This is a genomic window from Hyalangium versicolor (assembly GCF_020103695.1).
In the GTDB taxonomy this organism is placed as follows: domain Bacteria; phylum Myxococcota; class Myxococcia; order Myxococcales; family Myxococcaceae; genus Hyalangium; species Hyalangium versicolor.
On sequence record NZ_JAHXBF010000004.1, the window covers coordinates 129,630 to 143,951 of the forward strand.

At 66.4% G+C, this 14,322-nt stretch carries 10 protein-coding genes; 6 read left to right on the forward strand and 4 right to left on the reverse strand.

Features of this window, described 5'->3' with window-relative positions; translation table 11 throughout:
* Nucleotides 1-19: 19 nt before the first annotated feature.
* Nucleotides 20-1,900 carry a lipase maturation factor family protein gene (locus KY501_RS09930; RefSeq protein WP_224362457.1) on the reverse strand — a complete coding sequence of 627 codons (1,881 nt, stop codon included), beginning with the start codon at nucleotides 1,898-1,900 and terminating at the stop codon, nucleotides 20-22.
* A gap of 143 nt (nucleotides 1,901-2,043) precedes the next feature.
* Here KY501_RS09930 and KY501_RS09935 point away from each other — a divergent pair, with 143 nt between their 5' ends.
* The gene (locus KY501_RS09935; protein WP_224362458.1) at nucleotides 2,044-2,697 is read left to right on the forward strand and encodes an MBL fold metallo-hydrolase; all 654 of its coding nucleotides are present in this window, start codon (nucleotides 2,044-2,046) and stop codon (nucleotides 2,695-2,697) included.
* A 6-nt stretch (nucleotides 2,698-2,703) separates the two neighbouring features.
* Here KY501_RS09935 and KY501_RS09940 read toward each other — a convergent pair whose 3' ends face one another.
* Complete coding sequence (locus KY501_RS09940; RefSeq protein WP_224362459.1) at nucleotides 2,704-3,507, reverse strand: hypothetical protein; 804 nt, start codon at nucleotides 3,505-3,507, stop codon at nucleotides 2,704-2,706.
* A gap of 116 nt (nucleotides 3,508-3,623) precedes the next feature.
* Here KY501_RS09940 and KY501_RS09945 point away from each other — a divergent pair, with 116 nt between their 5' ends.
* Nucleotides 3,624-7,979 (forward strand): carbohydrate binding domain-containing protein, encoded by a 4,356-nt coding sequence (locus tag KY501_RS09945; RefSeq protein WP_224362460.1) that lies wholly within the window; start codon nucleotides 3,624-3,626, stop codon nucleotides 7,977-7,979.
* Nucleotides 7,980-8,030: 51 nt separating this feature from the next.
* Here KY501_RS09945 and KY501_RS09950 read toward each other — a convergent pair whose 3' ends face one another.
* Nucleotides 8,031-9,563 (reverse strand): hypothetical protein, encoded by a 1,533-nt coding sequence (locus tag KY501_RS09950; RefSeq protein WP_224362461.1) that lies wholly within the window; start codon nucleotides 9,561-9,563, stop codon nucleotides 8,031-8,033.
* A 168-nt stretch (nucleotides 9,564-9,731) separates the two neighbouring features.
* On the opposite strand from KY501_RS09950, the gene KY501_RS09955 reads away from it, so the two are divergent.
* Nucleotides 9,732-10,208, forward strand: coding sequence for a hypothetical protein (locus KY501_RS09955; RefSeq protein ID WP_224362462.1), 477 nt, complete (start codon nucleotides 9,732-9,734; stop codon nucleotides 10,206-10,208).
* A 119-nt stretch (nucleotides 10,209-10,327) separates the two neighbouring features.
* A complete protein-coding gene (locus tag KY501_RS09960; RefSeq protein ID WP_224362463.1) occupies nucleotides 10,328-10,762 on the forward strand; it encodes a hypothetical protein in 435 nt (144 codons plus the stop codon).
* A gap of 45 nt (nucleotides 10,763-10,807) precedes the next feature.
* On the opposite strand, the gene KY501_RS09965 is transcribed toward KY501_RS09960, so the two are convergent.
* Entirely contained in the window at nucleotides 10,808-12,250 is a 1,443-nt protein-coding gene (locus KY501_RS09965) for a hypothetical protein (protein WP_224362464.1), read from the reverse strand.
* Nucleotides 12,251-12,562: 312 nt separating this feature from the next.
* Between KY501_RS09965 and KY501_RS09970 the strand changes: the two genes are divergently transcribed.
* Together KY501_RS09970 and KY501_RS09975 are read left to right on the forward strand one after the other, a co-directional pair.
* Entirely contained in the window at nucleotides 12,563-13,585 is a 1,023-nt protein-coding gene (locus tag KY501_RS09970; RefSeq protein ID WP_224362465.1) for a hypothetical protein, read from the forward strand.
* Between the two features lie 72 nt (nucleotides 13,586-13,657).
* Nucleotides 13,658-14,092 carry an Imm1 family immunity protein gene (locus KY501_RS09975; RefSeq protein ID WP_224362466.1) on the forward strand — a complete coding sequence of 145 codons (435 nt, stop codon included), beginning with the start codon at nucleotides 13,658-13,660 and terminating at the stop codon, nucleotides 14,090-14,092.
* The last annotated feature ends 230 nt before the right edge of the window (nucleotides 14,093-14,322 follow it).

Consider the following 14,322-nt stretch of genomic DNA (forward strand, 5'->3'; position numbering starts at 1 on the left):
GGGGTTCGGGCCCGAGGCCTCACGCGTCGACGCTCCACTCGAGCAGGGGGCCTCGCCGCGAGTCGGCGCTCCTCCCCAGGGCGATGAGAGGCACGTAGAGCCCCAATCGCTCGCGCGTCCACCACGCCCCCGTGCGCCGCCGCGTGTCGAGGTCCGTCATCCGGTAGTCGTACAGCAACGCGCGCATGTACCGAGGAGGGTGCCCCGGGAAGGGGTTTTCCTTCAACAGCGCCAACACCTGCGGCGAGCCCTCCAGCAGCCTCACCAGCAGCGACAGGAACCAGTTCGGCGGAGAGCCCAGCGCGGCGAACCACATCTGCCAGTCCAGGCGCGGCTGGTGCGGCGCCACCTGCCGCGGAGCCTCATCCAGCCGCGACACCTTGTAGCGGAACACGTACTCGCGCCACTGCTCGCCGTCGTCCGAGCCCTCGATGGAGATTTCCGGGCGGCGCACCGTCATCACGCTGAAGAGGCCATAGGGATTCACCGAGCGGAACGGACGAGCCCCCATCTCCAGGCGCTCCAGGCTGCGCGGCTTCCTGCGCGGCCGCTCGAAGCGAGACAGCAGCTCACTCGCCCCAAGTGCCAGGGCTGGCGCGGCGGCCACGCTCCCCACCAGGGTGCGCCAGAGGGGCCGCTGACGGACAGGCTCCGCCGGCCCCCAGGGCAGCACGCGCGACAGGGCCTCATCGTCCAGCAGCCAGACGCCCAGCACGAGCGCCTGCACGTTGAAGAAGCCGTAGTTGCCCGTGGCCGCAATGGCCGCCTGCAGCACGCTGAAGAGCGCGAAGGCGAGCTGACGGGGCCGCCTCGGCGCGAAGACGAGGAAGGGCAGCGCCGTCTCCAGCGCCAGCGTCGCGGCCGTGGACAGCTTCTGCGCTCGCAGCGGAAGGTGGTGGACATACCAGCCTCCTCGCGTGGGGATCGGTGCCGTCTCGTAGTAGTGGCGAAGCGCCGTCAGCTCGCGCCAGGTCCGGTCACCCGACTGGAGCTTGCTCAACCCCGAGCCCAGGTAGAGGCGGAAGACGAGCATCCGGAAGAGCGCCACGTCCATCGCCGAGGCGTCCTCGCGCCCCAGCCCAGGCCGCAACCCCGAGGGCGCCGTCAGCACGCCGAGCAGCCCCATCTCCAGCAGCAGCACATCCCATTGGAAGGACAGGAACTCTCGACCCGCCGAGGAATAGGAGAGGTACAGGCCCCAGAGCAACGCCGTGGTGAGCCGCGGAGCCACGTTGAACATCAGCACCAGCGACAGCAGCTGCCCGACACGACAGCCCCGCACCAGCGCCTTGTCGGACGCGCCCAGCCAGAACACCGAGGGGATGAGGTGAAAGCGCCGCGGCCCCATGTCCTCCCAGCGCTCCGGGTTCAACAGCTCGCGCATCGGGCTGATGCCTCGCGAGCCGTACAACCCCAACACCTGCCTTCCCAGCGACGTGAACGCGATGAGGAAGGTTCCTCCCAACAGCCGCATGAACACCCAGCGCACCATGCGGTGCTCGGGAGGCCCCACATACCGCCGACCGAAGAGGAGGCGATCCACACGCCCCGCCGAGGAGCGATGGCTCGCGATGAGGCGATACACCCCTCGGGCCACGGCCCGAAGGCCCGGGAGCAACCCGAGCCCCGCGACGAGCCGTGTGCCGAACCGAGGGGAGTGGCGGAGCACGCGAAAGGCGGCCTCGGCTCCCTGGGAACGCCTCCCCGTGGGCTCGATGAGCTGCATGCCGCGCTTCATCTCCTGGGCAGAGATTCCCAAGAGCCTGAGCAACAGCGGCCCGGCGGGACGAAAGCGGACTCGCCCCGCGGTTCGCACTTCCCACCGCCGGACCCACTTCCGGCAGAAGCCGCAAGCTCCGTTATAGAGCACGAGTGGCTGCATGGTCGGGCCCCAGCGCATGTCTCTCCCCCAGCGACTCCCTCAGAAGATGGGAGCCCGCCGCGCCCGTGCCCCCTCTCGGTAGCGGGCCTGCCCGTTCGGGGAGCGAGGGAGGAGGCAGGCCCGGGCGACCGGATTGGACGAAAGTGCCTAGCTTTCCTCGCATGAGTGAGCCCAAGGCGAGAGCCAAGCACCTCGAGGAAGTGGTCCCTGGCGTCTACAACTGGCACGTCCGAGACGACCGCATCGGTGGTGCGCGCAGCGATGCCTATGCCGTCGTCGACCGGGATGGCGCTGTCGTCCTCGTCGATCCGCTCCCCATCGACGAGAAGCTGCTGCGTCCGCTCGGCACCCTCACAGCCATCGTCCTCACCGCGGGCAACCACCAGCGCTCGGCCTGGCGCTTCCGCAAGCTCTTCAATGTCCCCGTCTGGGCTCCCGAGAACGCTCACGGGCTCGAGGAGGAGCCGGACAACTTCTACACCAGCGGGGACGCCCTGCCCGCGGGCCTGAGCGCGCTCCATACGCCCGGCCCCGCGAACGTCATGTTCACGCTCTGGCTGCAGCAGCACCCGCGCGGCGTCGTCTTCCTCTCGGACTTGCTCACCCACGAGGGCCGCGGCCGCCCTGAGTTCGTCCCCAGCGAATACCAGGATGATCCCCAGAGGACCCGTATGAGCGTCCAGCGCGTGCTCGAGCACCTGCCCGTGGACACCCTCTGCTTCGCCCACGGCGAGCCCATCGTCGGAGCCGGCAAGGCCGCGCTCCAACTCGCGTTGGAGCTGGACCGCGAGGCTCCCTCATCCCACGCGCCGTAGGAGCGCTCAGGGCGAGGGGGCCCTCCCCTCTGGCAGCGGCCCCTCGTGGATCAGCAGGCGTCCCGCCTCCACTCCAGGCGGGACGATGTACAGCTGCTCCCCCTCCTCCGCGCGGCGCAGCAGGGCCGTCAACGCCTCTGTGTCGTCCACGGCCACCTGGAGCGTCGATGGCAGGTGGAGCTGGCGCTCCATCGCAGCCACCTGGCGCACCTCGTCCACGAGTTCCGTCTCATAGAGGAAGCTGCGATCCGCGTAGTCATGGTCACCCGGCACGGCGCCCACCAGCCGGAGTGGCCCCAGGCGCGTGTGGACCCGCACGCTCGGGTTGTTCCACTGCGCCACACCTCGCAGGCGCTGAGCGCGCAGCATCCTCAAGGTGAGCATCTTCACCCACGAGCCCGCGCGAATGCCTCGCACGAAGCTCATCATCGAGACTCCGATGAAGCGCCCTGGCACCACCGAAGGCGCCGCGTAGTAGGCCGCCCCGATGGCCAGCGCCTCGTCCGCGAGCCCCAACTTCTCGCGCGCCTTGTCATCGAGCATCCTCGCCGGACAGCGCAGCAGCCCGATGGCTCCGGGCAGCAGGTAGAGATCCGACAACACCCAACTCGGCACGCCAATGGCCTGGAACGCGAGCTGGTTCAGCTCCCGATACTGCTTCACCAGCTCCACGTGGTGCTCCGCCCCGAGGAACTTCACGGGGACACCCGCGGGCTTCAGGTCCAGCGCCTCCTCGTTGGCGGCTGCGCCCAGCGCCGAGAGCGACAACTCCGGGTGCCGAGCGAAGAAGCCTTCAGCCAGGACATGCATATCAACCTTCTGCCTCCCTCCCGGCTCGCGTGACGCGGCGGGTCAATCCCTCTCTACGTGAAATTCCAATCCATCTCGGAGTATGTCCCGGGCCATCCCCCACAAAGGACTCCCCCATGCTCCGACTGAAGCAGTGTCTGGCGCTGACTCTGGTGGCACTCCTGCTCCGCACAGGATCCGCGCAGGGACAGATTGCCGCCGCGCACGTCTACCACAACCACATGCCCAACTTCTGGGCGTACTACGACGTCACTCAGTACGCATCCACGCCCGTGGGCAGCCCCATCCGCTACACGTATGACGGCCAGGTCATCAACCTGAAGAAGAGCCCGCCGGCCAACTACACCTATTTCCTGCCGTCGGGCGCGCCCATGCCGCACGACGACCTGGTCACCTACTACGCGCACGACGCGAAGACGGGTGCGTACCTGTACTGGCCCCCGGCCGTCGCGTCGGACATGAACACCAACGCCAACACGGGGCAGATCCACGTCACCATGTCCGGCGCCGTGGTGAACAACGTGCAGGACCTCAACACGCTGCAGAACGTCCCCGGCTACACGAACACCGCGTGGGGTACGTCCTGGAGGGACCGCTACAACACCCTGCGCACCCCCGCGGGCAACCGGACGCTGGATCTCATCCACTTCACCGGCCACCACTCGATGGGCCCGCTCGTCGGCCCCGACTACTTCCTCAAGGATCTCATCTTCCAGAGCGCCACCTTGGCGCAGCCCTACTTCCTGAGCTCGGACTTCCGCTCGTCCAAGGGCTTCTTCCCCACCGAGCTCGGCTTCTCCGAGCGCCTCATCCCCACCCTGGCGAAGCTCGGCATCCAGTGGTCCGTCATCGGTGACAACCACTTCTCCCGCACGCTCAAGGACTACCCCTTCCTGAACGATCCGGGCTCGGACACGCTGGTGTCTCCGCCCAACCGCTCGGACCTGCAGAACACCAGCACCGTCGGCAGCTGGGTCAGCGCGCAGATGGCCCACGAGCAACAGACCATCCGCAACAAGTACCCCTTCGCCTCCACGCCGCACTGGGTGCGCTACGTGGATCCGGCCACCGGAACCGAGTCCCGCGTCGTCGGCATCCCCGTGAACCAGAACGGCTCGTGGCTCGAGGGCTGGGAGGGCCAGGCCACCGTGGACGTGGTGGGCCTCCAGAGCTTCGAGGGGCTCGTGTCCCAGAAGCAGTTCTTCGTCCTCGCGCATGACGGTGACAACTCGGGCGGGCGCGCGGGCTCCGCGGACACCTGGTACAACGGCCGCAGCGTCACCTGCACCGCGGGCGTGCAGTGCCTGGGCATCAGCGAGTACCTCGCCTCCAACACGCCCGTCTCCTCGGATGTGGTCCACGTGCAGGATGGCTCGTGGGTGGACACGCGCGACTCCTCGTCGGATCCGCAGTGGCACCACTGGAAGCTGCCCTTCGGCATCTGGAAGGGCCAGTTCCCCGCGTTCAATTCCGCCACCGGCCTCAACCTCGCGCCGAAGACGAACCTCAGCGGCATCCAGGAGGGAATGACGGTCTCCTTCGAGCACGGCTGGCACTACCTGGAGCGCAACTTCGCCCTGCTCCAGGCCGCGCTCAACTACGCGAAGACGGCCGAGCAGATCTGGCTCGATGGACACCCGAACCACTGGAAGCCCACCACCACCGTGGACAGCCAGGTGACCTACGCGGGCAACCAGCTCAATCCGTGGATGATGTCCTTCCCCGTGAAGGGGGACGCGAGCAACGACTGGGCCGGTGGCGCCAATCCCGCCGAGCTGGCGTGGTACTTCCTGCTGCCAGCCATGGACTCGGGCTTCGGCTACTACGACGAGAATCAGGACGACAACGTCAAGCCCAGCCTCTCCTTCAACCAGTCGCTCTACTTCTCCAAGCCGTACGTGCAGGACCGGCTCACCCTGGACCGCACCGGCCCCTCCGTGTGGTGGCCCCAGCGCTGGCCCTACAACCCCGGCAGCGCCAACACCGACAAGTCCGAGGGCTGGACGCTCCACCACTTCAACAACGCGTTCGCCATCTACACGTATGCCTATGACGTGAACGGCATCTCCAACATCAAGGTCCGCATCCGCACGCACACCAACAAGAGCATCGATCCGGCCGACAACACCCCGAAGGTGTATGACCCCGCCGCGCTCAAGGCCGCGGGCGTGCCGAACATCGACACCACCCGCGTCAGCGCCTGGGCGGACTACCCGCTCACGAAGCGAGACCTGAAGCCCGTCATGAACGGTGTCTCCTGGCAGCCCGCCTATCTGCCCGTCATGGCCAAGGTGCCTGCCCAGGAAATCGGTGACCTCTACTACGTCTACCTCGGCAACTTCCGCGACCAGTTGCTCGACTACTACATCGAGGCCACCGACAGCCGCGGCAACGTCACCCGCAGCGAGATCCAATCCGTCTATGTCGGCGCCGGCCGGTACACGCTGAGCGGCGGCAAGTATGTGGAGGACATCAACGGCTCCGTCGAGGGCACATATCCGTTCCTCGTGGTGGACACCGTGGCGCCCTCCGCTCCCACGGGGCTGGCGGCGACGATTCGGACGGACAAGTCCGTGACGCTCTCCTGGAGCGCGGCCTCGGACAACGTGGGCGTGACGGGCTACCTCATCTTCCGCAATGGCACGCAGGTGGGTACCAGCACCTCCGCGAGCTACACGGACAGCGGCCTCACCGCGAGCACCTCGTACAGCTACACCGTGAAGGCTCGGGATGCGGCCGGGAACATCTCCGCAGCCAGCTCGGCGCTCTCCGTCACAACCCTGGCTCCGGACACCACCGCGCCCTCGGCTCCCACCGGGCTGACGGCCTCGGCGGTGACGAGCTCTTCCGCGACGCTGAGCTGGACGGCTGCCACCGACAACTATGGCGTCGCGGGCTACTACCTGTACCGGAACGGCACGCAAATCGCCGCGCCCACGGGGACGAGCTACACGGACAGCTCGCTGTCCCCGAGCACCACGTACAGCTACACCGTGAAGGCGGCGGATGCGGCGGGCAACCTCTCGGCGGCCAGCTCCTCCGTGAGCGTCACCACCGGCGCGGGCAACACCACCACCGTCTATTACAAGAAGGGCTTCGCCACTCCTTACATCCACTATCGCCCCTCGGGCGGCACGTGGACTACCGCGCCGGGTGTCGCCATGCCCGATGCAGAGGTGAGCGGCTATGCGAAGTCCACGGTGAACCTGGGCTCGGCTACCCAGCTCGAGTGCGACTTCAACAATGGCAGCGGCACCTGGGACAACAACAACGGCAGCAACTACTTCTTCCCCACCGGCATCTCCACCTTCAACGCCGGCACCATCACAGCAGGCGGTCCGGTGGTGGACTCGACGTCGCCCTCCGCTCCCAGCAACCTCACCTCTCCGTCGAAGACGTCCTCCTCCGTCACGCTCTCGTGGACGGCCTCCACGGATGACGTGGGTGTGACGGGCTACCTCATCTTCCGAGACACCACGCAGGTGGGCACCAGCACCTCGACGAGCTACACGGACACCGGGCTGGCCGCGAACACCTCCTATAGCTACACCGTGAAGGCGCGCGATGTAGCGGGCAACACGTCTCCCGCCAGCGGTGCCTTGAGCGTCACCACCACCTCGGGCAACTCCGTCACCGTCTATTACAAGAAGGGCTTCGCCACTCCGTACATCCACTACCGCCCCGCGGGCGGCACGTGGACCACCGCGCCGGGTGTCGCCATGCCCGATGCGGAGGTGGCCGGTTATGCGAAGTACACGGTGAACCTGGGCTCGGCCACCCAGCTCGAGTGCGACTTCAACAACGGCAGCGGCACCTGGGACAACAACGGCGGGCTCAACTACTTCATCCCCGCAGGCACTCAGACGTTCAACGCCGGCACCATCACCGCGGGCGCTCCGTCCTCGGATGTCTCGTCGCCCGCCGCGCCCACGGGCCTCGCCGTGTCGTCCAAGACGGCCACCTCCGTGGCCCTCACCTGGAACGCCGTCACCGATCCGAGCGGCATCTCCGGCTACAACGTGTACCGGGGCGGAACGCTCGTGGGCTCGCCCACGACGAACAGCTACACCGACACCGGCCTCACGGCGGGCACAACCTATAGCTACACCGTGAAGGCGAAGGACACCGTGGGTAACCTCTCGGTGGCCAGCTCCGCGCTGAGCGTCACGACGAGCTCCACCGGCGCCACCGTCACCTTCAACGAGACGGCCAGCACCGTGGTCGGCCAGAACATCTACATCGTGGGCAGCATCGCCGCGCTCGGGAGCTGGAACACCGCCTCGGCCATCCTGCTCTCCTCGGCCAACTACCCCACCTGGGGCGTGGCCCTGAGCCTGCCCGGCTCCACCTCCTTCGAGTACAAGTACATCAAGAAGGACGGCAGCGGGAACGTCGTCTGGGAGAGCGGCTCCAACCGCACGTACACAACTCCCGCCTCCGGGACGGCGACGCTCAACGACACCTGGAAGTAACTTCGATGGGCCCGGCGCAACGGCTCTGCTGCTTGCGCCGGGCTCCTCTCCTCAGGGGCGCTGGCACAGGAAGATAGTGTTGGCTGCCAGCGTCATCACGACCGTCCCGGGTGGAAGCTGGGTCGGGGGTGGCTCCAACCCCGTCAGCCGGATCTCCGTCGTGCATTGCATGCCATAGACGTTGAACCGCATCTCGCGCCCGAACAGCCGCTTCGCCACCACGGCGCGAGTGAACGCGCTCTCGTCCCAGTATCCCGAGGGCGGCACGTCTCCTCGCGCCAGGTGCTGGCGCACCAGCTCCACCTGATACGCCACGCTCATCCGGTTCCAGGGCATGACCGGGTGCAGCACGGGCTCGCGGAGCTCGATGATCAGCAACGCAACGCCCACGCCGCAGTACGCCACCAGGTACCCCAGCGTCAGCACGCGTCGGAGCCCGCCAGCCGCGAGCAACCACCCTGCTCCGGCTCCCGCCCAGAGGCAGAAGAACGGCACCACCGCCTGGACGTAATGATCGGAGTACTCGCGGCCATTGAGCCAGAAGAAGACCGGCACACCCGCGTACACCGCCACTCCCGCCAGCTTGAGTGGGAAGCGCATGGCGAGCCCCAGCAGCGCGAACACCAGGGCCCCCACTCCGCTCAACCCGATCATCCAACCCACCCAGCCCCGCAGGAAGGGCGGCCACAGCTGCGTGGGGTTCTCCGCATGAGTGGCGTAAGCGATCGGCCCGAGCAGGCTGCGGAGCATGGACGGAACCGCCTGCCCCACGCTCGAGGGGACCGCGCCCCGGAGCCAGTGCGTATTGATGAAGCCGACCCAGGACTCCGCGACGAAGTAGGGCACGTAGCAGAGCGCCAGGACTCCAGCGGCCAGCGCCAGACGGCCTGGTGTGAAGGTCTCGGGGCGCTTCACCCACCAGATTCCCAGGCAGACGAAGATCGCCATCGCGCCCGAGAGGTGCGTGTGCACCAGCACCGCGCCCACGAGGCCGAACAGCAGCGCCTCCAGCCACTTCGGAGCCGCCTCGGTCACCAGGCGCGCCGTGAGGTAGAGCAGCACCGGCGTGGTGAAGACGAAGAGGTCTCCGTTCCAGAACGTCTCCGTGGCTCGGGCGTGCTCGGCGGACCAGCCCATCAGGAGCAGGGTGGCGATCCGCATGGCGGGCCTGGCGCCCAGCCGCCGCAGCGCCGCGTCGAACAGGAGCATCCCCACCACGGACAGCAGGTGCAGCCACGCCATGCCCCAGCGAGGATCCTTCACGAAGAGGAAAGGCACACCCAGGACGACGTACAGCATTCCGCCCGGCGTCAGCGGACTGTGGGCGATCCCTGACACGAAGGGGCCGTAGCCTGGCGGCCGAAGCGCCTCCATGGTCCGCACCGACAACTCGTAGAAATAGGCCTGGTCGTAGGTGAAGTGCCCCGTCGTGACGAGCACGTATCCGCCCAGCACCGCCCACACCAGCACCTGCACCACGTTGAAGCGCGTGGCCAGCTTGTCTCCGGGCCAGTCCCCGATGTCCACGCCGAGCCGGTCCACGGCGCGCAGGCGCTCGAGAATCCAGGCGCGAGCTCGACGCACGGCGCCGGGTGAATCCGAGGGGAGCTCGACAGGTGGCTGCATGAGGTGTGACCTAGCACCATCCTTCCGTACGCGGATGCTTCAAAAGCAGGGATCCCCGCCCCCGCGCCGTGCAGGCCTGTCCTCCAAGGATTAACCACGGCCCCGGATGGGGGTTTGGCTCTGCATATGAACCCTTCTTCCCTTGCATCGCCCCGAGTGCTGTTCGTCCCCCTGCTGTTGCTGTCCTCCCTGGCCTGGGCTGAGAAGCCCAAGGGCCAGACCGATCCAGCCGCGAGAGCGGCGTGTATCAGTGGAGCCACCCCCCTGTTCTCCTCGTCATGGTCCGACCGCCAGGATTACGTGGCCCGCCTGTGCAAGAAGCCCACTCCCAGCACGGTGAGCTGCGTGCAAGACGTGAAGCCCTCGCTCGTCGTCATGTCCGCCTGGGAGCAGCCCCTCGAGAACCTGTGCAGCCGCGCTACCCCCAACACCGCCTCGTGCTTCCTCGAGGTGAGGAGGGTGTTGTCCATCCGGTCCGACTGGCTGGACATCGCCGTGGCCATGTGCCGGAGGGCGACGCCCGGGACGCTCGGCTGCTTCCAACAGGCTTGGAATCAGGGTTCGTTCGACAGCGACGCGGCGATCCGCGAGTGCGGCGGGTGATAGCCGCTCGATCGTATTGGGGATCCCCAAAAATCGTCATGGGCCATGTCGATCCGGCCGCCGCGGCTCCGACTCCCTGTTGAAAGCGCCCATGAGGGCGCCTCAACCCGGAGAATTCCATGGTCACCGCCGATACCCTTCCGTCCTCCTCCGCCCCCTCTCACTCACACGCACCGCGTCAACTGCTCCGCCGCACGGGCGCCGTGCTCGCGGGCCTGGTCGCCATCTTCGCCGTGACGACGGCGACCGACGGGGTGATGCACCTGTCCGGAGTGTTCCCGCCCATGGACGCTCCTCCCATGTCAAATGCGCTGTTCCTCTTCGCCTTCGCCTACCGCTTCGTCTACGACGTGGCCGGCTGCTACCTCACTGCCAAGCTCGCGCCGAGCCGGCCCCTGTGGCATGCGATGGTGCTGGGGGGCATCGGCCTGTGCCTGAGCATCGCCGGTGCGGTGGCGATGTGGGGCGCCGGGCCCGCCTGGTATCCGCTGGCCCTCGCCACGAGCGCCCTGCCCTGCGCATGGCTGGGCGGGCGCCTCGCTCAACGGCGATGAGGAACTGCCTCTGGAGCCTTCAAGGCACCTTCCCGGTCCATCCGCTCAGTCGCAGGTGCGGCCTTCCTTGAACTTGCAGTCCGACCGGACGCCGTTGGCATCAACCGACGAGCAGCAGCACGTCTGGGCCTTGATGCCATTCGCCGTCGAGCACATCGAGATCTTGCCGTGATCGCCGTTGGGGTAGCAGGCCTTCGAGATGCCTCCGTGGCAGAAGTCGCCGAACTTGCAGGCTCCGGGCTTCTGGGTGCAGACGCCCGTGCTGGTGATGGTAAAGTTGTAACGGGTCTGGCACCCCTCGCTCGCCAGACACTGGTTCGCCGAGACGTTCACGCACTGATCGCCGCCCAGCGTCGGGACGATCTTCTGCATGTAGCCGTAGGCCCCAGCGATGTCCGAGAACGTCCAGCAGCCGTCGTAGTCCACGTCGAACTGGGTGCAGGTGGGCTGAGAGTTGACGCACACCTTCACCGCGTTCTGGATCGCCGTGCACCCGGATGGGTAGTTGGAATGTCCATCTCGCCGGAGGCGGAATGCCTTGCATGTGCCCGCTGGGAACTCATTGCCCGTGACGGGTTCGGCAACCATGGCCATGCGCGTGCACCAGCCAGCCGCCACCTGCTGGGTGCGCCACTTGTTGCAGTCCTCTTCGAAGCGGCCGATGCACACGCCGCGGTCTGTCCAGGTGCAGTCCTTGGTCTTGCCGCAGGTATCGCGGTCCAAGGTCGGGCACGCCGCCACGCGCTGGTACGTGCAGAGGCAGCAGTTCTGGGTCGGCGTGCCTCCATCCCCACCTCCCACGCCCCCATCCCCGCCTCCCACTCCACCGTCACCGCCGCCCGGCCCCTTTCCACCCGGCGGGGCCTTCGCTGGCGTCTCCCCTGTCTTCACCTGGGTAGCCACCAGATCAAAGTCCCAGAGCGGCAGCTTGTCCGGATCCGGGCACACCACCTGCGCATTGCCCTGGTCGTCCAGGATGTTGAAGCAGGTATCGCCGTACTCGTTCACGAGCTTGCGCGGATCGACGCCCAGGCTCTGCAGGGCCTCCTCCACCGAGGGGAACTCGAGATCGGCCGGAGGAATCACCACCGGCGCATTCGGATCATCCGTCCAGGGGTAGTACGAGAGATCATAATCGTTGAGGACGGACGTGGTGCTCGTCGGAGCCGGGCAGACCGTGGGGATCCCCGCGTCGTCGACACCCCCGTCACCGGGCGAGGGCCCGGCATCGCCCGCATCCGCTCCGCTGCCGGCGTCGACTCGCGTGCCAGCGTCCACTGTCGTCCCTGCGTCCACTGTCGTCCCTGCGTCCACTGTCGTCCCTGCATCCAGGGTAACGGTCCCCGCATCCATCGGAACAGGAGCGCCAATCCCCTCCATGCGCATCCCGTAGGCCTCGTCCTCCAGGGCCTCCGTCGGACCACATCCCATCCCCGCCCAGGCCCCGAGATACAGCGACACCGCCAGCAAAGACCCACTCCACTTCATAGGGGATCCCCCTCCAGGAACCCGCGTGCATGACGCCGGGTGTGATGGCCGCCGACACCGGCCTGTCCAACAACACCCGTTAACTACGGATTCAGATTTGTCCTGGATTTACGGCCATGCGCGGAACGAGAGGACAGGGCGGGCCGGAGGCGGCGGCCAAGAACCGAATTGGTATGACAGGCATACCTTCACCGCGCTCTTCGTTCTGGGATTGCTCCTGGGGCCTACCAAGGCGGCAGGCGGCGCTCTTGACGCATCCAGACTCCGCACTTCACACTCTGGTTCGATGTTCTCTGCACCGGGGGTGCTGCCATGAGCCGAAGCCTGTCGCAGAAGGCCGCAGTGAACACGAGCACCTCCCCCCTTCAGGAGGAGATGCTGCGGCTCATCGATCAGCGAGAGCGGCAGGACAAGGCGCAAGACCGGGCGGTCTGGAAGCACTGCTCCCTCGGGGAGTACGCCAACAACTGGCGCGAGCGCATCACGAACATGGCTGAGGGCCAACGGCTGTTCTGGAACCAGATGAAAGGGTCCTCCTTGTGCGGGACCGCCAGCGTGGCTCAGAACATCGTCCTCACCGAGCCCATCAAGTTCGTCCATTTCGCCATGGACCTGTACAAGTCAGGGAAAGCCACGTTCGATGCTCCAGGGAGCCGAAGCATCCAGGTTCCTCCCCGCATCACGAAGGCAGATCCTCATTCCTGGTCCGAATGCCCCGACGACTTCCGGTGGCTGGATTGGATCGTCCTCTCGAGCATCCGCTCAAACATCCGTTCGGGCCTCCATGGCGCCCTGCGCCATGCCTTTCCACTCAGAGCTCCCGTCGATGGCGGCCTTGCCGACTTCCTCCGGTCCTCCGCCATTCCGGGTGACGTCGAAGAGATGTACGGGATGTTCGGCTACGGGAAGGACAAGCTTTCCAGGGATGCCCACTCCATGCGGCTGGTGGATGGCTCACAGAAAGAGCCCGACGACGGTGCGGCCACCGCCCCGAACAAAGACAGCCGGACAGCGCAGCTCACCGCATCTCGTCTCTTCAGAGAGGGACGAATGATCAGCCTGTTCATCAACTCTTCAATCAAGCGGATCTCCGCCAACGCCAAAGACTTCTACCCGGCTGACGAGAGAAAAAAGGAAGAGGACAAGAGGGCCAAGCACCCCAACCACCATCACTCCACCGCCAGCCACTGGATCACGCTGTCATCCGAGATCCAGAGCGAGGCAAGCATGGTCGAGTTCAAGTACATCGACTATGGCTCGGAGAAGACCCTTCGAGTCACGCAGGCTCAGTTCACGAATCACTTCTACGGGTACATCGCCGTCATCCCCAGATAGGGGCCTCCGAGAGGCCTCCAGCGACGCTGCGATCCGCGAGTGCGGCGCCAACTCCGCTGTGGGAGCGATGAAATGGCCTTCGTCAGATACGCCGCGCTCGATGGGAAGAGGCTGGCCAGGACCTGGGACGCGGTCAGCAAAGCGCTGGATCGGCTCGAGCGCTCCGGTGTCGGCAGCCTGTCCCTGGGACTCAGCGAGACAGGCGATGACACGTTCCTCATTGTCGTGCCCGTGAAGTCGATGGGCGTCCATGTGTCGGTTCGGACCATGAGCGAGGAGGAGGAGCATCACCTCGTTGATGCCACCAAACCCTCGGACCTGGCGGAGTGCATCGTTGGGGGAGTGGAGCAGGTTCTGTCCCTGGATTCGGTGGTGGACCTGCAGCAGGCCCGAGAGGTGATCCGCCACTATTTTGAAACGGGTGAGCGTCTGGAACAGGCGTCATGGGGTAGGACGCTCGAGAGATATGAACGCTTGGCAAGAGGGGAATCGATTCGGAAGCGATGACCCCAAGGGCTGCCGAAGCCCTTCCTAGCCTCTGGCGAATTGATGCCTTGTGCGCTACCGGTCACCTCCGTGGCCCAGAATTGTCACCTCACATCGGGGGCCACAGAGGGAAGCTTCGGGAAAACCCATATTTGGGGACCAGCGCAGCGTGGCACAGCTACTGCTACGGGTCCGCGCATCCTGACATCCGCGCATGTACCTCTCGCCGAGGCTGCCTGAGCGGGTGCTGA